Here is a 22,328-nt window from a genome sequence, read left to right as displayed (position 1 = left end):
TATTGATGGCAATGTGGATCCCTGATCTTTCCCGCTTTTCCGGCCCGGCCTACACAGCACTCGCCGAGGCGATCGGCACGGCGATCTCCGATGGGAGTTTAAGTGCCGGCGAGCGGCTGCCGCCGCAGCGCGATCTCGCCTGGCGGCTGGGCTTGTCGCTCTCGACGGTGACGCGCGGCTATGGCGAGGCGGTGCGTCGGGGCTTTCTGGAAGGCAGCGTCGGGCGCGGCACCTATGTGCGCGATGCGAAAGCGGTCACCGCCGCGGCAAGTGGTGCATGGAATGCGGGGCTCGCGCGGCCCGCGGGCGATGCAATCGATTTCGCCAACAATCTGCCGCCGCTCGGCGGGGCGGAAAGGCAACTTGCAGAAACGCTGGGCGCAATCTCGGGCGAGCCGGGGCTCGGGGTTTTTCTCGATCACTGGCCGGGGCGAACGGCAGAGCGGCACGCAGAGGCCGCGGGCGCATGGATCGAAACGCTGGGGCTTCCCCATCAGGGGCGGTCGATCGTGCTTACCAACGGCTCGCAGCAGGGGCTCTTCGTGGCGCTCCTGGCGCTGGCGCGGCCTGGCGATGCGATCCTCGCCGAGGCGCTCTCTTATGCACCCGTCCTGGCAGCGGCCGAGCGTCTCGGTCTCAGGGTTTTTCCTGTCGCCATGGACGGGGAGGGGCTCTTACCTCAGTCTCTCGACGAACAATGCAAGGCGACGGCCGCCCGACTTCTCTACACCATGCCAACGCTGCACACGCCGACGACTGCGACGATGTCCGAGGCGCGCCGTCGGGCCGTCGCCGAAGTCGCCGAGCGTCACGGCATCGACATTCTGGAGGACGATGTTTTCGGCTTTCTGCCGCGCTCGCGGCCTGCGCCTCTCGGTGCCTGGCTGCCCGATCAGACGATCTATGTGGCGAGCACCTCAAAGAGCCTCGCGCCGGGTCTGCGCGTGGGCTATCTGAGCGCGCCCATGCGCCATGAGAGAGCTTTGCGGGCGGGAGTCGCACTCTCCTCGTGGATGCCGCCGCCGCTGATGGCGGAGATCGCGACACGCTGGATCGAGGATGGGACGGCGGAGCGCCTCAACGAAGAGAAGCGTCAGGCTGCTGAGGCTCGGCAGGCCTTGGCGCGTGCGACGTTGAAAGGGAGCCGCTTGGCGGCCGATCTGGCGTGCTTCCATCTCTGGCTGCATCTGCCGAAGGGATGGCGGCCGGATGCGTTCGAAGCGGCGGCGCAGCGTGAGGGTGTCGCCTTGCGCTCCGCACAGTCCTTTTGCGTCGATCCCGCCGTCGCGCCTGCCGCGGTTCGCCTCTGCCTCAGCCATGAGGCGTCTCACTCGCGGGTGGAAGACGGGCTCTGGCGCCTCAAACGGCTTCTCGACGAAAGGCCGGGAGAGGCTGCCTTCATCGTCTGAGCCGCGGGCTTTGGTGCGCTCGTGCGGGTGGCGTTCTTAGGCCACCCCTTACCGCCAGGCTGACGCTTTTGCGCGACGATCGGGCTCAAAATTGTCCTTGATGCAAATCAAGGTGCAATTAAAAGGGCGGGCGCAGCGTGCTCTCCTCCTCGGAGACAAAGGAGACCAACAGTGATTACAAGAAGAACATTGCTCGGTTCCGCCGCCCTTCTGACGGCTGGTGCCGCGCTTCCGGGAGCGTCGAAAGTCTGGGCTCAGCCCAAGAAGTTCGAGATCGTCATGTGCGCCAAGCAGGAGGGTATCTCCTGGTTCGACGACATGCGCACGGGCGTGGAGGATTTCGCCAAGGATTTCGGCGTCAACGCCTATCAGATCGCACCCGAGACCGGAGACCCCGCCAAGCAGGCGCAGATGGTCGAAAGCCTGATCGCCAAGAATGTCGACGCCATCCTCGTCGTCCCGAACGATCCGAAGTCCATGGAGCCGGTGCTCCAGAAGGCCAAGGACGCGGGTATCGTCATCGTCAGCCATGAGGCGAAGAGCCTTGCGGGCACGGCCGATTACGATGTCGAAGCCTTCAAGAACGAAGATTTCGGCGCCCTCATGTTCGATAAGCTCGCCAAGGCCATGAATGGCGAAGGCAAGTTCGTCGCGATCGTCGGTGCGCTGACGATGGAAACGCACATGCAGTGGTTCAATGCCGGCATGGAGCACATCAAGGCCGATTACCCGGACATGGAATTCGTCCTGTCCGAGCCGATCGAGGACAACAACGACGAGAAGACTGCGCTCGACAAGGTCAACGAGGTGCTGAAGCGCTACCCGGACCTCAAGGGTATCGTCGGCTGCTCGGTGTCTGGCACCTCGATGGCGGCCCTCGCGGTCGAGAAACTGCGCCGCAAGGACATCGCCGTGGTCGGTCTCGGCCTTCCGAGCATCAATGGCCCGTATCTCGAGGACGGCTATCAGAATGTGGCGCTCTGCTGGCGTCCTGCCGATGCCGGCTACGCGTCCGCCTTTGTCGCCTACAAGCTTCTGAACGGCGAAACCGTCGAGGCGGGCATGGACCTGAAGCGGCCGGGCTACGACAAAGTCACCATCGAGGACGGTGTCGTCTATGGCGATGCGACACTGATCCTGACCGCAGAGAACTGGAAGGACTACAAGTTCTAACCCAGGGGATGCTCAGCGATCATGGCTGAACTGATCCGCTTGGAGGGCCTGAGCAAGCGATATATCGCGACCCAGGCCCTCGATCATGTCGACCTGTCGATTGCCGCCGGCGAGGTGTTGTGCATCGCCGGCACGAACGGCTCCGGCAAGTCGACGCTCATGAAGTGCATCTGCGGTGCCGAGGAGCCGGATTCCGGCAACATCGTTTTCGATGGCCATGCCTATCAGCGCTTGAGCCCGTCGCAGGCGATGCGCCTTGGCATCCAGATCATCTATCAGGATCTGGCGATCTTCCCCGACCTGACGGTCGCCGAGAACATTGCGTTCCACGAGATCCAGCATCGCAAGGGATTGTGGGTCGACTGGAAGGCGTGCCGAAAGACGGCGGAAGATGCGCTTGCCTCCCTCGGGGCGAAGCTGCCGCTCGATGCCAGGCTCGGTGATCTGTCCTTCGGCGCGAAGCAGACGACGGCCATTGCGCGCGCCCTGACACAGGAATGCCGCCTGCTGATCATGGATGAGCCGACGAGCGCGCTGCCGGCGCGCGATGTCGAGCAATTGCTGACCATGGTGCGGCGCCTCAAGGAACGCGGAATTTCCGTCATCTTCGTCAGCCACAAGCTCGACGAAGTGTTCGAGATCGCAGACCGCATCTACGTGCTCCGCGATGGGAAGGAAGTGGGCGAGTACGCGCCTGCCGATATCGACGTCAGCGAGCTTGGTTTCCTGATGACGGGTGTGCGCGTCGTTGCCGGAAAGAGCGACGAGGTGAGGGCGGATGCGCCTGTCCTCCTCGAAGTTCAGGATCTTCAGCGTGACGGCCAGTACCGCGATCTGTCTTTCACGCTGCGCGCGGGCGAGGTTTTGGGCTTTGCCGGCCTGACTGGTTCGGGGCGCACGGAGACCGCGCTCTCGCTCTTCGGTCTCAATCCGGCGAAGTCCGGCCGCGTGCTCGTCGACGGTGCGGAATTGCGCATCACCTCGCCGCAGGATGCCGTGCGCGCCGGGATCGTCCTCGTCTCGGAAGATCGGGCGAGCCAGGGGCTCTTCGGCCGCAAGCCGATCCGCATGAACATCGCCTCGTCGATCTATGAGCGCATCAAGGGCGCGCTATCGCTCATTTCGAGCGACAAGGAAGCGACGATCGGCGACGAATGGGTGACGAAGGTGCGGGTGAAAACCCCATCGGCCGCAGAACCCGTGCAGAGCCTCTCCGGCGGCAATCAGCAGAAGGTCGTGCTCGCCAAATGGCTGGCGACCGAGCCGAAGATCCTAATTCTCGACAATCCGACGGCCGGCATCGATGTCGGCTCAAAGGCCGAGATCCATGAAATCGTGCAGACGCTGGCACGCGAAGGCTGCGGCGTCATCATGATTTCGGACGATCTCGACGAGCTCGCCATGAGCTGCAATCGCGTCCTCGTCTTCCGCACGGGACGGATCGTCGAGGAATTTTCGGGTCCGGAGATTACATCGGCTCGCATCGCCGCAACGATCCGGCAGGACGACTGAGCGTCCTGTCGGTTTCGATTTCGATCGAGAGCTTAAGCGTCTGGAAAAGCCGCGACGTCACTCGACGTTGCGGTGACGCCCGACCATGGTTTCGCGGTCGACCTGCATGCTCTCGGCAAGCGCGATCACGATCTGGTCGAAGAGAATGAGCAGGGCCTGCTCGAAGAGATTGCCCATCGGCTGCGTGGATGGCACCACGTTGGCCTTACCCTTGAAGACGGCGGCCGGCAGGAACAGGCGTTGTTTCGCCTTCTGCGCCGTCGTGCCGCTCGGATCGCCGGTGACCACGATGGTGGCGGCGCCGGCCCCGACGGCCTGGTCGTGCACATAATCGATATGGCCGATCGAACCGCTGCCCGAGGTGGCGATCAGCAGATCACCCGGCCCGATCGAGGGCGTCGTGTCGTCCCAGATCCAATGCGCTTCCTTGCCGAGATGCATGAGGCGCATGGTGAAGGCCCGGGTCGACAGGCCTTCGCGCCCGACACCGATCAAAAAGACCCGCTTCGCCTTGATGATCGCGTCCATGAAGGCGCTGATCTCGGCTTCATCCAGGCGCTTCGCCACCTGGCTCAGCTCGTCGACGGCACGTTCAAAGCCGCTTGTGATCGTTTCCATTGTCATCTCCTGATCAGCCAGCACGGAGCGCGGCGCGCGTCAGTGAGCGCCTCACGATCCTGCGCACGAAGAAGTTCAGCGCCATGAAGATGAGGAGAAGACCGCCCCAAATCATCTTCTTGGCGTAAGGCGAGAGCCCTTCGATGGTGAAGGCGTTCTCCACGCATTGCAAAAGCAGGACGGCGGCGAGCACGTTGAGAAGCCGCCCGCGGCCGCCATAGGGATCCATGCCGGCCAAGACCGCGACCAGGATCGCCTGCAGCAGAAACGTGTCGCCGAAGCCGACCTTCATGGAATTGAAGCGCGCCAGCATGATGAGGCCGGCGGCCCCGGCAAGGAGGCCGGAAAGCGCATAGGAAATCATGATGGCGCGGTTGATCGGCAGGCCGGTGAAGAGGGCCGCGACCTTGTTGTCGCCGTAGAGGTAGAGGGTTTTTCCAAACAGCGAATTGCGGATGTAGAAGGATGCGAGGACGAACAGCACCGCCAATCCGCAGAACGAAACCGGGATCGGCCCGAGCTTCAGCATCAAAATGTCGGTAAACGCCGAAGGCATGCCGGTGATGCCGACGCCGCCCGTCAGCCCCGATGCGAGGCCGAAATAGAGCAGCATCGTGCCAAGCGTCGTCACCAGCGCCGGGACGCCGAAACGGGCGATGATGATGCCGTTGAAAAGCCCCATCAGCACGGAGGCTCCGAGCGCCACGACGGTGGCAAGCGCGATCGCGCCGTCGGGCCCGAGCGCGTCGACGATGCTCGGGTTGGTCATGATGTAGGCCGCGAAGATCGCCGACAGGTCGGCGACCGCAATCACGGAAAGATCGATGCCGCCGGTGATCATGGCAATCGCCATGGCGAGCGAGAAGAGGGCGAATTCCGGCACCTGCTCGAGAACCGAGACGAGGTTGGTGGCATTGAAGAACGCACCACCAAGACGCAGGGCGATCAGAGCGAGCACGATCGCTGCGATGCCGTAGAGAACGACTTCGGCCAGGAATTCTTCGTTGAGGCGGGCCTGCAATCCTGGCCGCTTGCTCGTTGGTGCGGGGTGAGAAGGCGTTGTATCAGCCATGACCGTGCTCACACATCCTGGAAGTTGAGGAGCTTTAGATTGCGCTGCTTCGCCCGGTAATGAGAGATGGCGGCGATGGCCACCATGGCTGCGCCAATGAAGAAGCGGTTCCACGAGGCGGAAAGCCCAAGGGTCACCAGCGTGTTGCTCAAGAGCGTGATCAGCGCCATGCCGAGAACGACGCCGCCGACCGAGCCTGTGCCGCCTGTCAGCTTCGCGCCTCCGATGACGACGGCCGCGAGCACGATGAGCTCGTTGCCGACGAGCGAGACCGGGTTCACGAGGCGGATTTCCGACACCATCATGAGGCCGGTGAGGCCCGCAAGCGCGCCGGCATAGCCGTAGACGACGAGGTTGATCTTCAAGACTTCGACGCCGGAGCGCACGGCGCCGAGGGGATTGGAGCCGAGGGCATAGCTCGCCCGGCCGATCGGCGTCCGGTTGAGAAGATACCAGGTGAGCGCAATCACGATCACGAGGGGAATTGCGAAGACCGAGAGCCCGGTGAAGCCGGGGCCGGCCGGGATCTCAAACAGGACTGAGGTGCCGAAATCGCGCAGCGAGGAGGGCATGAAGCCCGCGGTGATCGGCCGTGCACCGAGGAAGACCATGAGCACGCCTTGCAGAACCCCCTGCATCGCAAGGGTCGTGATCAAGGTCGGAAGCGAAAACAGATAGATGATCAGGCCGTTGACGAGGCCGACGAAGGTGCCGATGCCGATCGCGACGGTGAGCGCGAATGCGAGACTGTCGATCCCGAGAGCGTTGGACAAAGCGGTGGCGATCCAGGCCGACAGAATCGCGTTCGCAAGGAAGGACACGTCGATCCCGCCAGTGACCATGACGACGAGAACCCCGAGGGCGACGATGGTGAGGGCGGAGCCCGTCCGGATAAGGTCGAACAGAGATGCAAGCGACAGGAAATCCGGCGACTGAAACGTCACGATGACGACGTAAGCGAGGATGATCAGAGCGAGGAGCCGCAGGTTCTCGCCAGATCCGCTGCCGCCGCGCGGCCATAGCCGCTCGCGCCAGGATGTGCTTGCGCCGGGCGTCGGCGCATTTGGCTCAAAGGCGGGCGTTGTCGTCATCCACTCCCCCAGAACTCGTTCTCATCGTTGGCGTCAGGCAGCGCCGACACTCAGCGTCCGATTGCATGGCCCGCTGATTGCGGTCAAGTTTGTACGACTATGTGACAGAAGAACCATGTGGCTCGTTGCCCATGCACTGGCGATGCGCCGCGTCCCGGGGGGAGAGCCCGATCTCTGCGTGGCGCTTGTAGGCTCTTGTGAATGACATCAGATTAGGGCGGTCGGCGGCGCCAGGTCAGGCTATTCGATCTGCGCAAGACGGTAAGTGACCGAGGTCGGCATCGGCGACCGGCTGATTTCCGGGAGGCTTGAGTCGATCCGTGCAATGGCGCAATGCGCGTCATGCCGCCTTGCACATGCGGCTCCGGAGTGCAGGTTGCGCCGAATCGTCTTTCTGAGAATGTGAACGTCAGGATGTTTCCATGAACCCGAACAAGCGTGTGGTCGTGACAGGGCTCGGCGTCGTCTCGCCGCTCGGCTGCGGTGTGGACCTCGTCTGGAGCCGGTTGGTCGAAGCCCGCTCTGGTATCCGCGCACTCCCCGACGACGTCGTCCCGGATATCCCGTCCAAGATCGGCGGTGTCGTTCCCTCCGTTTCAGATGATGCGGACGGCGGCTTCGAGCCCACGCGCGTGGTGCCCGAAAAAGACCTCAAGAAGATGGACCGTTTCATCCAGATGGCGATGGTGGCGGCGGAAGAGGCCCTCGGGCAGGCCGACTGGCATCCCGAGGATGAAGGAGAGCGCGAGCGCACCGGTACGGTGATCGGCTCGGGCGTCGGCGGCTTTCCGGCAATGCGGGCGGCCGCAGACCTGACCACGGCCCGCGGTGCACGGCGTCTGTCGCCGTTTCTCGTGCCGTCGTTCCTGGTCAATCTCGCGGCCGGCCAGGTTTCGATCCGTCATCACTTTCGCGGGCCGATTGGCGCGCCGGTCACGGCCTGTGCGGCAAGCGTGCAGGCGATCGGCGATGCCGCACGGCTGATCCGGAACGGCGAAGCGGATGTGATTCTGGCAGGTGGCGCGGAGGCCTGCATCGACCGCGTCAGCCTTGGCGGCTTTGCGGCGGCACGGGCGCTTTCCACGCATTTCAACGAGACGCCGGAAAAGGCCTCGCGGCCGTTCGATCGCGATCACGACGGCTTCGTGATGGGCGAGGGGGCAGCCATGCTGGTGCTGGAGACCCTTGAACATGCTGAGGCACGCGGCGCGACGCCGATCGCGGAAGTCCTCGGATACGGGACCACTGCCGACGCCTATCATCTGACGGCGGGTCCGGAAGATGGGGCGGGCAACCGCCGCGCCATGGCCATCGCGCTTTGGCAGGCTGGCCTTGAACCTTCTGCCGTCGGCTATCTCAACGCGCATGCGACGTCGACGCCCGTCGGCGATGCCGGTGAGCTTGCCGGTGTCAGGTCCGTCTTCGGCGACCACAAAGTGGCGATTTCGTCGACCAAATCGGCGACAGGCCACCTTCTCGGTGCGGCCGGCGGATTGGAAGCGGTCTTCACCATTCTCGCGCTGCGCGATGGCATTTTGCCGCCGACCCTCAACCTGGAAAGTCCGATGGAGGGTGCGGAAGGGCTCAATCTCATCGGGCCGGAAGCTCGTGAGCAGAAGATCGATGTCGCCATGTCGAACGGCTTCGGCTTTGGCGGCGTGAACGCCAGCGTCGTTCTGAAGCGCTGGAACTGACGGCGCAGATCAATTTTTCAGGAAGGGCGGCTCATGTGGTGAGCCGCCCTTCGTCTGTATCAGCGTCATTGGCCGGGCGGCGGATAAGCAGCCCGGCCGGCGCGACTCGCGGATTTTTTAGCCGCGGCTTTTTCATCTCGTAAAACTCATTGTCGCCACACGTGCCGTCCCATAGGACGGGGCGGGTGGGAGGCGTCCGTCGCCGCTGGAAGCGACCGACCAGGGCGGAGCACGGCCCCATTCTGCACTTCAACCGGAACCTCGTTTCTGGGTTGGGGGGCACAGAAGAGAAGTCTCCGAAAAGGACCCTCCAAGAAGGACAATGCGATGAACGGCGCACATAGCCTCGTCAGAACGCTCCTCAATCAAGGTGTCGATACCTGTTTCGCCAATCCCGGCACGAGCGAGATGCACTTCGTTGCGGCGCTCGACCAGATCGAGGGCATGCGCTGTGTCCTCGGACTGCAGGAGAACGTCGTCACGGGGATGGCCGATGGTTATGCGCGGATCGCGGGCAAGCCCGCCTGCACGCTCCTGCATTGCGGGCCAGGCCTCGCGAACGGCCTTGCCAATCTCCACAATGCGCGCCGTGCAAGAGCCGCGATCGTCAACATCGTCGGTGACCAGGCGACGTATCATCGCCCGCACGACGCGCCACTGACGATGGATACGAGCAGCCTTGCCCATACGGTTTCTGGCTTCGTGCGCGCATCGACTTGCGCTGCCGATGTCGGGCGGGATGCTGCGGCCGCGACGCAGGCCGCGCGTGTGCTGCCGGGGCAGGTCGCAACCCTGATCCTGCCGTCCGACACCTGCTGGAACGAGGGCGGGATCGTCGCCGATGCGCTGCCGGCTCTGCCCGCGGCACCACTCGACCCCCAGGCCGTCGAGACGGCCGCACGGATGCTGCGGAACGGCCGCGAAACCCTCATTCTTCTCGGAGGCGCCGGGCTTCTCGAGCCGGCCCAGGAACTCGCCTGGCGCGTGGCGCAGGCGACTGGTGCCACGCTTATGGCGGATTTCGTCTGCGGGCAGGTGGCGCGGGGGCGTGGGCGTGTGCCGCTCGCCCGGGTCCCCTATGTCGCCGAAGCCGCGCGGGCCGCACTTGAGCGATTCGAGCAGATCATCCTCGTCGCCGCAAAGCCGCCGGTCTCCTTCTTCGCGTATCCCGGTCAGCCGTCGATTGAATATCGTGCGGAGGCAGAGCTGCAGACATTGGCGCGCGGCGACCAGGATGTTGTGGTCGCGCTCCAGGCGCTCGTCGATGAGCTTGGAGCTCCTCCTGCGGCAATGCCGGATCCGGGACCGCGGCCGGAGGTGGCACACGGCGCGCCGACGTCTGAAGGTCTCGCCCGTACCGTTGCGGCCCTCATGCCGGAGAATGCCATCCTCTGCGAGGAGGCTATCTCCTATAGCCGTGGCTTGTACGATGAGACCTATGCCGCGCCGGCGCACGACATGCTGCACCTCGCCGGCGGAGCGATCGGCGACGGCATGCCCGTCGCGACGGGAGCGGCCGTTGCAGGCGAGGGGCGCCGGGTGATCAATCTCCAGGCCGATGGTTCGGCGATGTACACGATCCAGTCGCTATGGACGCAGGCGCGTGAGCGACTGCCGGTCACGACCGTCATCTTGAACAACCGCCAATATGCGATCTTGCTCGGCGAGTACGCCAATGTCGGTGCGACGCCGGGAGAGACGGCGATGCAGATGCTTGATCTCGGCAATCCCGATCTTGGCTGGATCAATCTCGCCAAAGGCATGGGCGTGGAAGCCGCACGCGCCGAGACACTCGATGAGCTCGCAGACCTGATGCAGGCGAGCTTCGAACGCGACGGGCCCTTCCTGATCGAACTGATGATCTGATTCAACGTTTCCGGCTCGCCTGATTCGCTCAGCGGGCTGGAATCGCACTGCATCAGGACACGAGACGCGGCCTCGGCGGGCGTATCGGCGGGCGCTCGCGGTCATGGGACGCGATTTGACGGGGATGTGAGAGAAGAAAGGCGCCTCGCGCCGCATCCTCCTGGCGAATCGCATGTGCGACGCCGGGAGAATGGTACGCCCAAGGGGAATCGAACCCCTGTTTCCGCCGTGAAAGGGCGGCGTCCTAGACCGCTAGACGATGGGCGCGTCGCGGCGCCTTATAGTCGGGCGCGGCGCCGCAAACAAGTCATGCAACGAAAATCATGAAGGAAATTTGATTGCCCTTGTCTGCCCTCTCGCGCAGGCGGTCGGCGCGGGCCGCGCGCCTGCACAAAAGCGCTCTTACCAGGAGCCGGTGTTCTGCATCGAGGCCCAGGGCTCTGCCGGCGGAAGAGCGTCACCCTTTTGTAGAAGCTCGATCGAGATCCCGTCCGGCGACCGCACGAACGCCATATGGCCGTCGCGCGGGGGGCGGTTGATCGTCACACCGCCATCCATCAGCTTCTGGCAGGTGTCGTAGATGTTGTCGGTGGCGAAGGCGAGATGGCCGAAATTCCGGCCGCCGTCGTACTCTTCCGGATCCCAATTGTAGGTGAGTTCCAGGAGAGGCGCGCGTTCGGTCTCTGCGCGGGCCTTGTCATCCGGCGCCGCGAGGAAGATCAGGGTGAAGCGGCCTTTCTCGCTCTCGCTGCGGCGGACCTCTTCCATCCCGAGCTTGTTGCAGTAGAAGTCGAGCGACTGGTCGACGTCTTTGATGCGCACCATAGTGTGCAGATATTTCATGTATGCCTCCGTGAGTGGGTTGGCGGGAAAGCTTATGGCACAGATCCAAACTGACAATGACACGCTCGTGGGTGAGGCGGCGCATCTCCACCGGCTGGTCGATGACGCGAAGGCGATCGTCGCCTTCTGCGGGGCCGGCATCTCGACCGAATCGGGGATTCCCGATTTTCGCTCGCCGGGCGGCATCTGGTCGAAAATGGAGCCAATCACCTACCAGGAATTCATGGCGAGCGAGGAGGTTCGGCTCGAGGACTGGCGGCGGCGTTTCATGCTCGATGAAATATATTCGAAGGCCGAGCCGAACATCGCGCACCGGGTCCTTGCGCATCTGGTGGCGGAAGGGCGCTCGCCGGGTGTCGTCACCCAGAATGTCGACGGATTGCACCAGCGGGCCGGTCTCCCACCGGAATATCTCGTCGAGCTTCACGGCAATGCCACCTACGCGCATTGTCTCGACTGTCGCGAGCCTTTCACGCTCGGCGAAGTCCGCAAAATGATCGAAGCGAAAGGTGAAAGCCCGCGCTGCCCGGATTGTGGCGGCTTCATCAAGAGCGCGATCATTTCCTTCGGCGAGGCGATGCCCGAGCATGAGATGCGGCGGGCGTTCGAGCTTGCCAACGAATGCGATCTGATGATCGTCCTGGGCTCGTCGCTGGTGGTCCATCCGGCGGCCACAATACCGCTCGTTGCCAAGCAATCCGGGGCGAGGCTGGTGATCTTGAACCGGGAGGAGACGCCCCTCGATGACGTCGCCGACAGCTGTTTTTCGGGCGAGATCGGTGCGCTTCTTAGCGCTTTATTTCCCGAGCTGAGCGGTGGTGGGTAAGGAAAGCCGTGAAAACTTCTTAAAGGTCTTGTGGCCTCTGGCCGCACCGATGTTATGCTTTTTTGCACGAATCAATGGACCGATTTTGGAAGCGCTGCCGTTGGCAGGCTTGAGGGTCCTCGATGGAGTGGTCTCGTATGGGCTTCAAGCCGCAAGCGGATGTCCGCGAAGACGCTGTTCGCGACGAGGCCGCGTCTGAGGTGATCGAAGTTTCGGGCCATATCAAATGGTTCGATGTCGCCAAAGGGTATGGCTTCATCGTGCCCGACAACGGCATGCCGGACGTGCTGTTGCATGTCACCTGTCTCAGACGTGACGGGTTCCAGGCTGCCTATGAGGGTGCCCGCGTGGTGTGCGAAGTGCTGCCGGGCGCGAAAGGGCTGCAGGCGATGCGCGTCCTTGCCATGGACGAAAGCGAGGCGCCGCATCCATCCACATTGCCGCCGACGAGCCAGCGCAGCACGGTCACGCCGACGAGTCCGCTCGTCACGGCGACGGTCAAATGGTTCAACCGTTTGAAGGGCTACGGCTTCGTCACGGAAGGCGAAGACGCTCCGGATATTTTCGTCCACATGGAAACCTTGCGGCGCTTCGGAATGGCCGAGCTTCGCCCAGGGCAGCTCGTTCTCGTGCGCTACGGCGAAGGCGAAAAGGGCCTCATGGCCGCCGAGATCCGGCCACATTCGGGCGGCCATATTCCCGTGTCCCACTGAGGGCCACGAGGTCTCGGGGGCCCAAGGTCTCGGGGGCGACGATATCTTGGGGTCCACGATGTCTCAGGCGATCGGGACCATATTTCTCATCTTGAACTGAAGGCTTGGTGTGATGGCCGTCCGGCTGGTCTCTTTCTTCGTCAGTCTCGTTTTGTTTGCGGCAGGCGCCGTCGCGCAAGGCGCGACAGAGCCGCTCACCATCAAGAGCGCCAAGGGCACGCACACCTTCGAGGTAGAGCTCGCTCTCACCCAACAGGAACGATCTCGCGGTCTCATGTATCGCCGGGAGGTGCCACGCGGGACCGGCATGCTCTTCGATTTCGGCTCCGATCGCCCGATCACCATGTGGATGAAAAACACCTATGTGCCACTCGACATGGTGTTCATCGGGTCCGACCACAAAGTGCAGAGCATCGCCAAGGAGACCACGCCCTTGTCTGAGACGACGATCGCCTCTGAGCGGCCGGTGCGTTTCGTGCTCGAGGTCGCTGGTGGGACGGCGGACCGGCTTCATATCCGGCCGGGCGACCAGGTTTCCGGCAAAGCGATCGAGCGAAACTGATCCGCCGTCTGTTCGCCCTCGCAAGATGTGAAGCAGATAGGCCGCGTTCGATCGGCTGTTTCGCGCCTGCGTTCAGGCTGATCGGGCCCGCTTTCGTTCAGCCTTCTGGTAATCCTCCAAAACCTTGGCGCCGGGCAGATTGGTGACGAAGCCGTGGAGGACGAGCGCCACCATGAACGCGGTGGTGAAATCGTCGAGATCGACATCGGGCCTGTCGCCCATGCGGCGGACCCAGGAATAGACAGAGATGTCTTCAAACAGGCGGTCGGTCGGGACGGATTGTCCGCCACCCAGTCGTTCCAGCCCAAAATCGGTCACCGCCCATTGGCGCCCTCTCCAGAGGATCCCGTCTTCCGGGGCCACCTTGGAGGAGGGGGATTCTTCCGCCGGCGACGATGTGGATATCGGTTGCTCGGTTGCGGGCGCGTCAGTCATCATTCTCTTTCTCCAATGTTGCGAGCGGCTTAGCAGAGTGCCGACGTTCTGGACAATGTCCGGAAGGAAGGCCGGAGCGTGCCGGAAGCGGGCTGAGCACAACGCAAGCTGAGTTTGAAGGTGTCGGGGGTGCGGGGTAGGGGGCGGGGGGGAAGGGGGTGATGGTGCCGGTTTCCGGAATTTTCGGCTTTCGCCTTCACCCTCACTTTCCCGCTTGCGCCGGCGGCCTCAGCCTCCTAATTTCCGCGCCATTGCGGCGTCGGGGCATAGCGCAGTCTGGTAGCGCACCTGCTTTGGGAGCAGGGGGTCGCAGGTTCGAATCCTGCTGCCCCGACCATTTAAGCTTCTGATAATCAAGAGATTTTTGGGCTTTTCGTGTCGTCTGAAAACGACGTGTGTAAGGCCTTTATATTCTGCGCAGTTGGCGTTGAAGCCGCCGACCTTGGAGCCCTCGCGCAAATCTCCGTCCGCCAGCCATTCAAACTCAAGGGCCAAGTGTGGTGCCGCACGGCCGCAAGCGATACGGCCGGAGTTGCCGCGGCGCATCCGCGAAACGGCGCTCGACCACGCTTGCGTCGCCGATCTCATCAGTCGGTACCTGACGGCTCATCTTTCCATCCGAAAGGCAAGCCAGGAGCTGTCCGCAAAGCGTCAGGCGTATCCGCCAGATGCGATTCGGAGACCAGCTCGGCCAGATCATGTGGCCACGCCGGTGGCGAATCGCTCCGGTCACAGAGGCGGCAGGCCGGCGCCACAAACCGGCGCGCAGACAATCTCGTCGTCCCGCGTCGGAATGGAGCCGGTCGCAAGCGCTGCCATCGCGGCCGCCCCGCTCGAATCCGCAGCGAGACCGAACTCGAACCAGAGCTGCTTGGCCGCCGCTTCCATGGCGGCATCTTCGATCAGGACCACTTCGTCGACGACCTGCCGCGTCAGCGCAAACAGCCGCTCGTCGCTCCGCTGGCATGCCATCGTCGGCACGTTGCTGGTGACTTGATCCAGGGTGACGACATGCCCGGCCTTGAGCGAGGCATGGAGCGTCGGCGATCCGACCGGCTCCACTCCGATGATCCGGATCGAGGGTTTCAGCGCCTTGAGCGCCACGGCGGCCCCGGTGATGAACCCGCCGCCGCCGACGGCAATGACCACCGTCTCGACATCTGGAAGATCGTCGATAATCTCCAGGCCGACGGTTCCCTGGCCGGCGACGATCAGGGGGTCGGCGAAGGAGTGGAAGTAAAGTGCGCCGGTCCTCTCGACATGAGCATGTGCGCCGGCATTGGCCTCGTCGAAATTGGCGCCGCCAATCACCGTCTCGGCGCCCCAGCGACGCATCTTGTCGACTTTCTCGGCCTGAACGTTTTCCGGCAGGAAGATGGTGGCCGGGACGTTCTTGAGGCTCGCGCTGCGGGCGACGGCGAGGCCGTGATTGCCGCCCGACGCCGCCACCAGGCCGCGCTCGACATCCTTCGGATCGGAGGCGAGGAGCTTGTTGGCGGCCCCGCGCGCTTTGAACGAGCCGGAAGGCTGCAGGCATTCGAGCTTTAGATGGAGGCTGCCCGGGCAGACGGGATTGCGAAGCTGCGTTGCCGGCAAGAGGGGCGTGCGCCGGACATAGCCGTCGATCCGTCGGGCTGCGTCGCGAACGTCGTCGAGATCGATCATGTGAGATCCTTCTGGTAGGGCGCGGCGACGACAAGACAGCAATTGCCGGGATCGACCCGCCCGGGATGTCGCCGGCCATAGAGAATGCCGTCCTGGCCGTAGGCAAGATCGAGCGGGGCGCGTGTCGGATTGTCGACGAAATGAATGCGTCCCGCCGGCTGGTCCTTTTTCACCCAGGTTCCATTGGCATGGAAGGGCTCGAAGACGCCGGCCTCTGGCGCGAAGACGTAACCGCGCTCGCCAGGTATCTCCAGGACGTTCCGTTCTCCCTGCGCTTTGTTTGGCTCTCCGGCGATGACGCCGAGATGGCGTAGCACATTGCGCACGCCGCGTCTGGCAATCGACAGCGCTTCGAGCGAGACGGTGCCCGCGCCGGCCATCTCCGTGCCGACCGTGGTCAGCCCCGCATGGACGGCGGCCGCGGTGGAGGTCCGCTCCTCGCCGAGATTGCTGATGACGACGGTCAGCGGCGCGTCGAAGGCGAGCACGGCCTCGATGTTGCGCTTCAGATGCTCGGGGTCCCTTGTCGGCTCGACGATGGCGCTCGGCAGAATGTCGAGCGAAGAACCGCCGGAATGCAGATCGATGAACGCATCGGCGATCGGATAGAGGCGGTCGCAGACGAAGGCCGAAATCTGCTGCGAGATGGTGCCGGCCGGATCGCCCGGATAGGTGCGGTTGAGGTTGAGCCTATCGACGGGCGAGGTGCGATGCGCAGCCCGCACGGCCGGCAGGTTGAGCGCCGGCACGATGATGACGCGGCCCGAAATGTCCTCCGGCCTCAATTCGCGGAAGAGTTCGCCAAGCACGATCGGTCCCTCGTGCTCGTCACCGTGATTGCCGCCGGTGAGGAGCACCGTCGGCCCATTGCCGTTCTTGATCACCGCGATGGGGATTCGCACCGCCCCCCAGGCGTCGTCATGCGGCGAATGCGGAATGTGAATATGGCCGGTCTGGCGGCCTTCATGCTCGAAATCGATCGTCGCAAAAGCCGTGCTTTTGCGGGGTCTCTTCTCATTGAAAACGGTCAATTGCACTTGCCTGCAGCCCAGGGGTTGTCATCCATAACAAAAATGATAACGTTGTCATTACTCCGTGTCCACAACGTCAACCTCGTCATTTGGGGCACGAAACGTCTGCAGGGGGCGAGCGGGATTTCATGGTGATGGATGCATCGGCAGCCGCGTCTGGCGGCACGAGCGTTGGCAGTGGCGACGGATCGCTGGCCGCCGAGATGGCGCATGATTTTATCGTCGACGACACGCTTCGCGGCATTCCGGCGGGAACGGACCCCTTCCCGGGTGCGGAGATTGCCGCGCGTGCCTGGTCTCCGACGGCGGGCGATCTCGCCTGTCCCGTGCTCACGTTGCAGGAAAGTGCCTATCGCTCGAACAGGGACGCAATTTTCGCCTATGCCCGTGAGGCGGGCGCGCTTCTCGCCCCGCATGCCAAGACCCCGATGTCGACGGCGCTCGCACGCGATCTCGTCGCCCATGGCGCATGGGGGCTTTCCGCCGCCAATCTCCAGCAGGCGAGCGTGCTGCTCAAGGCGGGCGTAAAACGTCTGCTTCTCGCCAACCAGATCGGCGGTAAGGTGAATGGCGAACGTCTGGGACGTCTGCTTGCACGCTATCCGGAGGCGGAGATCGTGCTTTTTGTCGATTCGCCAACCGCATTGGCAGCGGCCGCGCGCGCAGGCGAGGTGGCCGGACGGCCACAGTCTGTGATGATCGAGGTAGGGCTCGCGCGTGCCGGATGCCGGACGGCGGAGGCAGCTCAGCGCCTCATCGATATCGCTTGCAACACGCTGAAAATCGCGCTTGCCGGTGTGGCCGCCTATGAAGGTGCTGTTGCAAGCGAGGACGAAGCTGCGACGCAGAAGGCTATCGCGGCCCTGAACCACCTGGCGGCCGATGTGTTTGCCAGCGTGCGCAAGGCCGAACCGAAACGCCGCCTCTTCCTGTCGGCCGGCGGCTCGCAGTTCTTCGACCTCGTCGTCGAGAAACTGACGGCGGTCGTCGACGCCGACGGCGATGCGGATCTGATGCTGCGGAGCGGCGCGATCTTCTTTCATGATCACGGCGTCTACGCGCGCGCTTTTCAGCGGATGGATGCCCGTCGCGGCTTTGTGCGCGACGGTGAAATCGTGGCGGCGTCCGACGTTTTCAAGCCGGCGATGCGGCTATGGGCCGAAGTGCTTTCGCGGCCTGAGCCGAGTCTCGCGATCTGCGGTCTCGGCATGCGCGATGTCTCTTTCGATCAGGGTTTCCCGATCGCGCTTGCCGCATGGCGGGGAGGGGAGAAGGGCGAGAACCTTCGAGGCGTTGCGGCGATCGAGAAGCTCAACGACCAGCACGGTTTTCTCCGCATCGGCGAAGAGGTTTCGCTGTCGGTAGGCGACATCGTCGAATTCGGCATTTCGCATCCTTGCACCTGCTTCGACCGCTGGCGTGCCTTCTTCGTGATCGACGACGCGCATCGAGTCACGTCGGTCCATCAAACCTTCTTCGGCTGAGGTTTCATGCAGAATCTCAATTTCCAGCAGGTCTTGCGATATCGCGAGGAATTCATCGACGGCCTGCTGGCAACATTGCAGATGACCGGCATTTCCGCCTTTTTTGGGCTTCTCATCGGTGTCTTGGGTGCGGTTCTCCTCACCCGCGGGCCGAAGCCGGTTCGCATCCTCCTGAAGAGCTACATCGAGATCATCCGCAATACGCCGCCGCTGATCCAGCTCTTCATCATCTTCTTCATCTTTCCGAGCATTGGGGTGCGCCTGTCGCCGTTCCCGGCCGCCTGCGTCGCGCTCAGCATCTATTTCGGCGCCTATGCCATCGAGATCATCCGCTCCGGCCTCAATTCGATCCCGAAGAGCCAGATTGAGGCGGGCGAATGCCTCGGCCTGACGTCCTTTGAGGTGTTCCGCTTCGTCATTCTTCCGCCGGCGTTGCGCAACATCTATCCCTCGCTCACCAGCCAGCTCGTCCTGCTGCTTCTCGGCACGTCGGTCGCCTCGCAGATCGCGGCGACGGAGCTCTTCCACACGGCGACCTTCGTGGAATCGCGCACCTTCCGCTCCTTTGAGGTCTATGCGCTGATTTCCGCGATCTACGTCGTCGTCGTCGTCTCAAGCCGGGTCATGTTCGCCGCCATCGGAGCGCTTGCCTTCCGCTGGCCCGTGCGCCGCTAGGCCTTCCGGAGATACGCCCAAGATGCGCAGCCTTTCGACTGTCGACCTCATCGCCTTTTTGCACGGCTTCCAGTGGACGCTGGTGCTGGTCGCGCTCTCCTTCTTCTTCGGCGGCCTGCTCGGTCTCGTTCTGGCGCTTCTGCGCACGAGTCCGTTCCTGCCGCTCCGCCTGTTTGCCGCGCTCATCCTGCAAATCGTGCAGGGTGTGCCGCTGCTGGCGCTCCTGATGTTCTTCTATTTCGGCATGCCGGTGTTCCTGGGCGTCGAGGTGCCGTCGCTGGCCGCGGTGACGGTTGCCTTCTCCATCTATTCCGGCGTCTTCCTGGGCGAAATCTGGCGGGGCGGCATCCAGGCGGTCAAATTCACCCAATGGGAGGCGGGGGCCTCGCTCGGGCTCAGCCGCTACGAGCAATTCCGCTTCATTATCGCGCCGCAGGCGCTGAAGATCTCGCTGCCGGCGACGGTCGGCTTCCTTGTCCAGCTCATCAAGGGCACGTCGCTTGCGGCCGTCGTCGGCTTCGTGGAGCTGACGCGGGCTGGCCAGATCGCCGCCGCCGCGACGTTCCAGCAGATCTTCGTCTACTCCATCGTTGCGGCGGTCTATTTCGCGATCTGCTTCCCGCTCACCACCTGGTCCCGTTCACTCGAGGCGCGTCTCAATGGCACTGGTTGAAATCAAGAACGTCCGCAAATCCTTCGGAGATCTGGAGGTGCTGAAGGACGTCTCGCTCAATATCGAGGAAGGCGAGATCGTCACGATCATCGGGCGCAGTGGCTCGGGCAAGAGCACTCTCTTGCGTTGCATTAACGCGCTCGAAGCCATTCAGGCCGGCGAGATCCGGGTCGAGGGACAGAGCGTCTCTCCGAAGATGAAGGGCCTGCGCGAACTGCGCCAGAAAGTCGGCATCGTCTTTCAGGCCTTCAATCTGTTCCCGCACCTGACGGTAGAGCGCAACATCACGCTGGCGCCGATCCGCACGAAAAAGGTCGACAAGGCGGGCGCGCGCGTCCTTGCCGAGAAGGTGCTCACGCAAGTCGGGCTGGCGGAGAAGATCGACGCCTACCCCGAACAGCTTTCGGGCGGCCAGCAGCAGCGCGTGGCGATTGCGCGCTGTCTCGCGATGTCGCCCAATCTCATGCTCTTCGATGAGGTCACGTCGGCGCTCGATCCCGAACTCGTCGGGGAAGTTCTCAAGGTCATGGAGGACATGGCCAGGAGGGGCATGACGATGATCCTGGTCACCCACGAAATGGGCTTTGCCCGCAACGTGGCGACCAAGCTCGTCTTCATGCATCAGGGCAAGGTCTGGGAAGAAGGACCACCCGCGGAATTGTTCGCAAATCCCAAGACGCCGGAGCTCCAGAGCTTCATCGGCTCACACCGTCACTAGAGGAAGACAGCCATGTTCAAGCTGAAAGCGTTTGCGATCGCCGTCGGCATCGCGATTGCTTCAACCATCCCCGCCAAGGCCGACAAGCTTCAGGACATTCTGTCCGCCGGCGAAATCCGCGTCGGCGTGCTGCTCGATGTTGCGCCCTGGGGCTTCAAAGACGAAAACGGCGACCCCGCCGGGCTCGACGTCGATGTTGCCAATCTTCTGGCGGACGATCTCGGCGTTGACCTGAAGCTCGTTCAGGTGACCGGTCCCAACCGTATTCCGAGCCTGCTCGCCGACAAGGTCGACGTTCTCGTGGCAGCGCTCGGTGCCACGCCGGAACGCGCCCAGCAGGTTGCTTTCTCGCAGCCCTATGCCGCCGTCCAGCTTGGTGTCTACGGCCCGGCCGATATGGAAAAGGCCGAAACGCCCGACCAGCTCGCCGGCCAGAGCATCGCCGTTGCCAAGGGCACGACGCTCGATCTGTGGCTGAGCGATAATGCGCCGGACGCCAATCTCATCCGCTTCGAAGACGTTCCCTCGGTGCTTTCCGCCTATATGGCCGGTCAGGCGAGCTCGTTTGCCGAAAACAGCGCCATCGTTGCCGAAGCGGCCAAGAACAATCCGGACGTGGAGATGGACCTCAAGTTCCTCATCCGCCAGTCGCCGGCGCATATCGGCATCCGTCATGGCGAGCCGGACTTGCTGCGCTGGCTGGACACCTTCCTTTTCTCCAATCGTATGAACGGCAAGCTGCCGGAGCTGCAGGAGAAGTGGTTCAACGTGAAGCAGGATAACCTGCCTCACATCTGATCGAAAAAAGAGAGTAGACGGAAAGACATGACCATTACGCGTTACGAAAGCGGCCCGCGCATGAGCCAGGCCGTTGCGGCCAACGGCTTCGTCCATGTCGCCGGCCAGGTGGCCGACAGCCGCAAGGCTTCCATCGAGCAACAGACGGAGGAAGTCCTTGCAAAAATCCTGGCCCTCGTCGAGGGCGCCGGATCAGACAAGTCGAAGATCGTGGCGGTCAATGTGTTCCTGCCGCACATCATCGATTTCGACGCGATGAACAGCGTTTACGACAAATGGATCGACCCCGCCAATCCGCCTGCGCGCGCCTGCGTCGAGGCCCGCCTGGCAGATCCCGATCTGCGTGTGGAGATGACGGCGGTCGCGGCTCTCTGAGCCTTAAGAACAGGGCGGGGCCAGTTGCGGTCCCGTCCGATAACATTTGGAAAAACTCACGTGCACACCGGTATTCTGACGGATCTCGACCTCGATGCCGACGGTCGCTCCTCGACCTATCTCAGCATTCCTTATTCCATCGACCGCTCGCCTTATTTTCAGGTCAAGATTCCCATCTTCCGCTTCAAGAACGGCGACGGCCCGCGGCTCCTATTGATGGCCGGAAATCATGGTGACGAATATGAAGGCGTTTTCGCCCTCGGCCATGTCCTGCACGCCCTCGATCCCGACCGCATCCACGGCGCCGTCACCATCCTGCCGATGAGCAACGTCCTCGCCGTCATGGCCGGGCGGCGCCGATCTCCCCTCGACGACGGCAATCTGAACCGCGCTTTCCCAGGCAACCCGACCGGCACGCCAACGGAACGTCTGGCGTACTATCTTGAACACCAGTTGTTTCCCCAGCATGACGTGGTTTTCGACATCCATTCCGGTGGCACGTCGATGGAGCATCTGACCACGGCGCTGATCGAACGGCAGCCGACGCCGGAAATGATGGCAAAGGCGCGCGATCTCTTGGAGCATCTTGGCCAGGACTACGCTTTTGTCGCGCAGAATGGCTACGATTCCCCAACCTCAATGGGTGCGGTCGCCCGCGCCGGCGCGATCGGTGTCAGCGGTGAATTCGGTGGCGGCGCCACCGTCACGCCAAAGACCATGCAGAACACCAAGCGCGCGATCGACAATCTGCTTCTGCGGCTTGGCATCACCGAGACCCCGCTGATCAGCGAGGTGAGGGCGCCGGTGGCGACGACCGTGCTGGCGCTGGAAAGTCACGAACAGGCGATTTACGCGACGCGCCGCGGCTGGTTCGAACCGGTCGTCACCCTCGGGCAATCCGTCGAAGCCAGTGATGTCGCCGGCTATTACCACGACCTGGAGCGCCTTGATCGCGACCCGGAAATCCTGCGGTTCCGCCGTGGCGGGATCGTCATCTCGCGACGCTTGCACGCCAATTGTCAGGCTGGCGATTGCCTTGTGCAGGCGGCCGCCGAAATCGAAGGCTAGGTGCATGCTGACGGGCCGGAACAGAAA

At 63.1% G+C, this 22,328-nt stretch carries 22 protein-coding genes and 2 tRNA genes; 16 read left to right on the top strand and 8 right to left on the bottom strand.

Annotation, left to right across the window (positions count from 1 at the left end; genetic code table 11):
• The first annotated feature begins 5 nt into the window (after positions 1-5).
• From EO094_RS18135 to EO094_RS18125, 3 genes are all read left to right on the top strand, one after another.
• Complete coding sequence (locus EO094_RS18135; RefSeq protein ID WP_128294246.1) at positions 6-1,409, top strand: aminotransferase-like domain-containing protein; 1,404 nt, start codon at positions 6-8, stop codon at positions 1,407-1,409.
• A 171-nt stretch (positions 1,410-1,580) separates the two neighbouring features.
• Positions 1,581-2,582, top strand: a complete 1,002-nt coding sequence (locus EO094_RS18130; RefSeq protein WP_205649963.1) for an autoinducer 2 ABC transporter substrate-binding protein — start codon at positions 1,581-1,583, stop codon at positions 2,580-2,582.
• Between the two features lie 21 nt (positions 2,583-2,603).
• A complete protein-coding gene (locus EO094_RS18125) occupies positions 2,604-4,094 on the top strand; it encodes a sugar ABC transporter ATP-binding protein (RefSeq protein WP_128294245.1) in 1,491 nt (496 codons plus the stop codon).
• Between the two features lie 57 nt (positions 4,095-4,151).
• Here EO094_RS18125 and hxlB read toward each other — a convergent pair whose 3' ends face one another.
• Genes hxlB through EO094_RS18110 form a run of 3 tightly spaced genes read right to left on the bottom strand, consistent with a single transcriptional unit; the run spans position 4,152 to position 6,875 of the window.
• Positions 4,152-4,712, bottom strand: a complete 561-nt coding sequence (gene hxlB, locus EO094_RS18120; protein WP_164879721.1) for a 6-phospho-3-hexuloisomerase — start codon at positions 4,710-4,712, stop codon at positions 4,152-4,154.
• A 13-nt stretch (positions 4,713-4,725) separates the two neighbouring features.
• The gene (locus tag EO094_RS18115; protein WP_128294243.1) at positions 4,726-5,784 is read right to left on the bottom strand and encodes an ABC transporter permease; all 1,059 of its coding nucleotides are present in this window, start codon (positions 5,782-5,784) and stop codon (positions 4,726-4,728) included.
• Between the two features lie 8 nt (positions 5,785-5,792).
• Entirely contained in the window at positions 5,793-6,875 is a 1,083-nt protein-coding gene (locus EO094_RS18110; RefSeq protein WP_128294242.1) for an ABC transporter permease, read from the bottom strand.
• Between the two features lie 422 nt (positions 6,876-7,297).
• Between EO094_RS18110 and fabF the strand changes: the two genes are divergently transcribed.
• Both fabF and EO094_RS18100 read left to right on the top strand, forming a co-directional pair.
• Positions 7,298-8,569, top strand: coding sequence for a beta-ketoacyl-ACP synthase II (gene fabF / locus EO094_RS18105; protein ID WP_128294241.1), 1,272 nt, complete (start codon positions 7,298-7,300; stop codon positions 8,567-8,569).
• A 327-nt stretch (positions 8,570-8,896) separates the two neighbouring features.
• Positions 8,897-10,435, top strand: coding sequence for an acetolactate synthase large subunit (locus EO094_RS18100; protein WP_128294240.1), 1,539 nt, complete (start codon positions 8,897-8,899; stop codon positions 10,433-10,435).
• 191 nt (positions 10,436-10,626) lie between these two features.
• Here the strand turns inward: EO094_RS18100 and EO094_RS18095 are convergent.
• Together EO094_RS18095 and gloA are read right to left on the bottom strand one after the other, a co-directional pair.
• Positions 10,627-10,702: transfer RNA gene (locus EO094_RS18095), tRNA-Glu, on the bottom strand.
• A 135-nt stretch (positions 10,703-10,837) separates the two neighbouring features.
• Positions 10,838-11,278 carry a lactoylglutathione lyase gene (gloA, locus tag EO094_RS18090; RefSeq protein ID WP_128294239.1) on the bottom strand — a complete coding sequence of 147 codons (441 nt, stop codon included), beginning with the start codon at positions 11,276-11,278 and terminating at the stop codon, positions 10,838-10,840.
• Positions 11,279-11,312: 34 nt separating this feature from the next.
• On the opposite strand from gloA, the gene EO094_RS18085 reads away from it, so the two are divergent.
• From EO094_RS18085 to EO094_RS18075, 3 genes are all read left to right on the top strand, one after another.
• A complete protein-coding gene (locus tag EO094_RS18085; RefSeq protein WP_128294238.1) occupies positions 11,313-12,104 on the top strand; it encodes an SIR2 family NAD-dependent protein deacylase in 792 nt (263 codons plus the stop codon).
• Positions 12,105-12,241: 137 nt separating this feature from the next.
• Complete coding sequence (locus tag EO094_RS18080) at positions 12,242-12,817, top strand: cold-shock protein (RefSeq protein WP_128294349.1); 576 nt, start codon at positions 12,242-12,244, stop codon at positions 12,815-12,817.
• Positions 12,818-12,929: 112 nt separating this feature from the next.
• Positions 12,930-13,379, top strand: a complete 450-nt coding sequence (locus EO094_RS18075; RefSeq protein WP_128294237.1) for a DUF192 domain-containing protein — start codon at positions 12,930-12,932, stop codon at positions 13,377-13,379.
• A gap of 72 nt (positions 13,380-13,451) precedes the next feature.
• Here the strand turns inward: EO094_RS18075 and EO094_RS18070 are convergent, their stop codons facing one another.
• A complete protein-coding gene (locus EO094_RS18070; RefSeq protein WP_128294236.1) occupies positions 13,452-13,817 on the bottom strand; it encodes a hypothetical protein in 366 nt (121 codons plus the stop codon).
• Between the two features lie 257 nt (positions 13,818-14,074).
• On the opposite strand from EO094_RS18070, the gene EO094_RS18065 reads away from it, so the two are divergent.
• A tRNA-Pro gene (locus tag EO094_RS18065) sits at positions 14,075-14,151 on the top strand.
• Positions 14,152-14,543: 392 nt separating this feature from the next.
• Here the strand turns inward: EO094_RS18065 and EO094_RS18060 are convergent.
• Together EO094_RS18060 and EO094_RS18055 are read right to left on the bottom strand one after the other, a co-directional pair.
• On the bottom strand, positions 14,544-15,479 hold the full coding sequence (locus tag EO094_RS18060) for a threonine ammonia-lyase (RefSeq protein ID WP_128294235.1): 936 nt from the start codon (positions 15,477-15,479) through the stop codon (positions 14,544-14,546).
• Positions 15,476-16,510, bottom strand: a complete 1,035-nt coding sequence (locus EO094_RS18055; RefSeq protein WP_246008593.1) for a succinylglutamate desuccinylase/aspartoacylase family protein — start codon at positions 16,508-16,510, stop codon at positions 15,476-15,478. Before EO094_RS18055 ends, EO094_RS18060 begins: the two co-directional genes overlap by 4 nt.
• 134 nt (positions 16,511-16,644) lie before the next feature.
• Here EO094_RS18055 and EO094_RS18050 point away from each other — a divergent pair, with 134 nt between their 5' ends.
• From EO094_RS18050 to EO094_RS18020, 7 genes are read left to right on the top strand one after another with little or no spacing between them, the layout of a single operon-like run.
• Positions 16,645-17,994 (top strand): alanine racemase, encoded by a 1,350-nt coding sequence (locus EO094_RS18050; RefSeq protein WP_205649962.1) that lies wholly within the window; start codon positions 16,645-16,647, stop codon positions 17,992-17,994.
• Positions 17,995-18,000: 6 nt separating this feature from the next.
• Positions 18,001-18,669, top strand: a complete 669-nt coding sequence (locus EO094_RS18045; RefSeq protein ID WP_128294233.1) for an amino acid ABC transporter permease — start codon at positions 18,001-18,003, stop codon at positions 18,667-18,669.
• A gap of 22 nt (positions 18,670-18,691) precedes the next feature.
• Positions 18,692-19,342, top strand: a complete 651-nt coding sequence (locus EO094_RS18040) for an amino acid ABC transporter permease (RefSeq protein WP_128294232.1) — start codon at positions 18,692-18,694, stop codon at positions 19,340-19,342.
• A complete protein-coding gene (locus EO094_RS18035) occupies positions 19,329-20,060 on the top strand; it encodes an amino acid ABC transporter ATP-binding protein (RefSeq protein WP_128294231.1) in 732 nt (243 codons plus the stop codon). The genes EO094_RS18040 and EO094_RS18035 overlap by 14 nt, the downstream gene beginning before the upstream one ends.
• A gap of 12 nt (positions 20,061-20,072) precedes the next feature.
• Positions 20,073-20,858, top strand: a complete 786-nt coding sequence (locus EO094_RS18030; RefSeq protein ID WP_128294230.1) for a transporter substrate-binding domain-containing protein — start codon at positions 20,073-20,075, stop codon at positions 20,856-20,858.
• 27 nt (positions 20,859-20,885) lie between these two features.
• On the top strand, positions 20,886-21,233 hold the full coding sequence (locus tag EO094_RS18025) for a RidA family protein (RefSeq protein WP_128294229.1): 348 nt from the start codon (positions 20,886-20,888) through the stop codon (positions 21,231-21,233).
• A 60-nt stretch (positions 21,234-21,293) separates the two neighbouring features.
• Complete coding sequence (locus EO094_RS18020) at positions 21,294-22,301, top strand: succinylglutamate desuccinylase/aspartoacylase family protein (RefSeq protein ID WP_128294228.1); 1,008 nt, start codon at positions 21,294-21,296, stop codon at positions 22,299-22,301.
• Positions 22,302-22,328: the final 27 nt, after the last annotated feature.

This window comes from Afifella aestuarii, from assembly GCF_004023665.1.
Lineage (GTDB): Bacteria > Pseudomonadota > Alphaproteobacteria > Rhizobiales > Afifellaceae > Afifella > Afifella aestuarii.
The sequence above is the reverse complement of the archived record's forward strand: the minus strand, read 5'-3'. Positions and strand labels throughout refer to the sequence as shown.

Bases quoted from the DNA above. Each gene is read 5' to 3' on its own strand.
- EO094_RS18135 (WP_128294246.1), top strand. From the start codon at position 6: ATGGCAATGTGGATCCCTGATCTTTCCCGCTTTTCCGGCCCGGCCTAC.
- EO094_RS18125 (WP_128294245.1), top strand. From the start codon at position 2,604: ATGGCTGAACTGATCCGCTTGGAGGGCCTGAGCAAGCGATATATCGCG.
- hxlB (WP_164879721.1), bottom strand. From the start codon at position 4,712: ATGGAAACGATCACAAGCGGCTTTGAACGTGCCGTCGACGAGCTGAGC.
- EO094_RS18115 (WP_128294243.1), bottom strand. From the start codon at position 5,784: ATGGCTGATACAACGCCTTCTCACCCCGCACCAACGAGCAAGCGGCCA.
- EO094_RS18110 (WP_128294242.1), bottom strand. From the start codon at position 6,875: ATGACGACAACGCCCGCCTTTGAGCCAAATGCGCCGACGCCCGGCGCA.
- fabF (WP_128294241.1), top strand. From the start codon at position 7,298: ATGAACCCGAACAAGCGTGTGGTCGTGACAGGGCTCGGCGTCGTCTCG.
- EO094_RS18100 (WP_128294240.1), top strand. From the start codon at position 8,897: ATGAACGGCGCACATAGCCTCGTCAGAACGCTCCTCAATCAAGGTGTC.
- gloA (WP_128294239.1), bottom strand. From the start codon at position 11,278: ATGAAATATCTGCACACTATGGTGCGCATCAAAGACGTCGACCAGTCG.
- EO094_RS18085 (WP_128294238.1), top strand. From the start codon at position 11,313: ATGGCACAGATCCAAACTGACAATGACACGCTCGTGGGTGAGGCGGCG.
- EO094_RS18080 (WP_128294349.1), top strand. From the start codon at position 12,242: ATGGGCTTCAAGCCGCAAGCGGATGTCCGCGAAGACGCTGTTCGCGAC.
- EO094_RS18075 (WP_128294237.1), top strand. From the start codon at position 12,930: ATGGCCGTCCGGCTGGTCTCTTTCTTCGTCAGTCTCGTTTTGTTTGCG.
- EO094_RS18070 (WP_128294236.1), bottom strand. From the start codon at position 13,817: ATGATGACTGACGCGCCCGCAACCGAGCAACCGATATCCACATCGTCG.
- EO094_RS18060 (WP_128294235.1), bottom strand. From the start codon at position 15,479: ATGATCGATCTCGACGACGTTCGCGACGCAGCCCGACGGATCGACGGC.
- EO094_RS18050 (WP_205649962.1), top strand. From the start codon at position 16,645: ATGGATGCATCGGCAGCCGCGTCTGGCGGCACGAGCGTTGGCAGTGGC.
- EO094_RS18045 (WP_128294233.1), top strand. From the start codon at position 18,001: ATGCAGAATCTCAATTTCCAGCAGGTCTTGCGATATCGCGAGGAATTC.
- EO094_RS18040 (WP_128294232.1), top strand. From the start codon at position 18,692: ATGCGCAGCCTTTCGACTGTCGACCTCATCGCCTTTTTGCACGGCTTC.
- EO094_RS18035 (WP_128294231.1), top strand. From the start codon at position 19,329: ATGGCACTGGTTGAAATCAAGAACGTCCGCAAATCCTTCGGAGATCTG.
- EO094_RS18030 (WP_128294230.1), top strand. From the start codon at position 20,073: ATGTTCAAGCTGAAAGCGTTTGCGATCGCCGTCGGCATCGCGATTGCT.
- EO094_RS18025 (WP_128294229.1), top strand. From the start codon at position 20,886: ATGACCATTACGCGTTACGAAAGCGGCCCGCGCATGAGCCAGGCCGTT.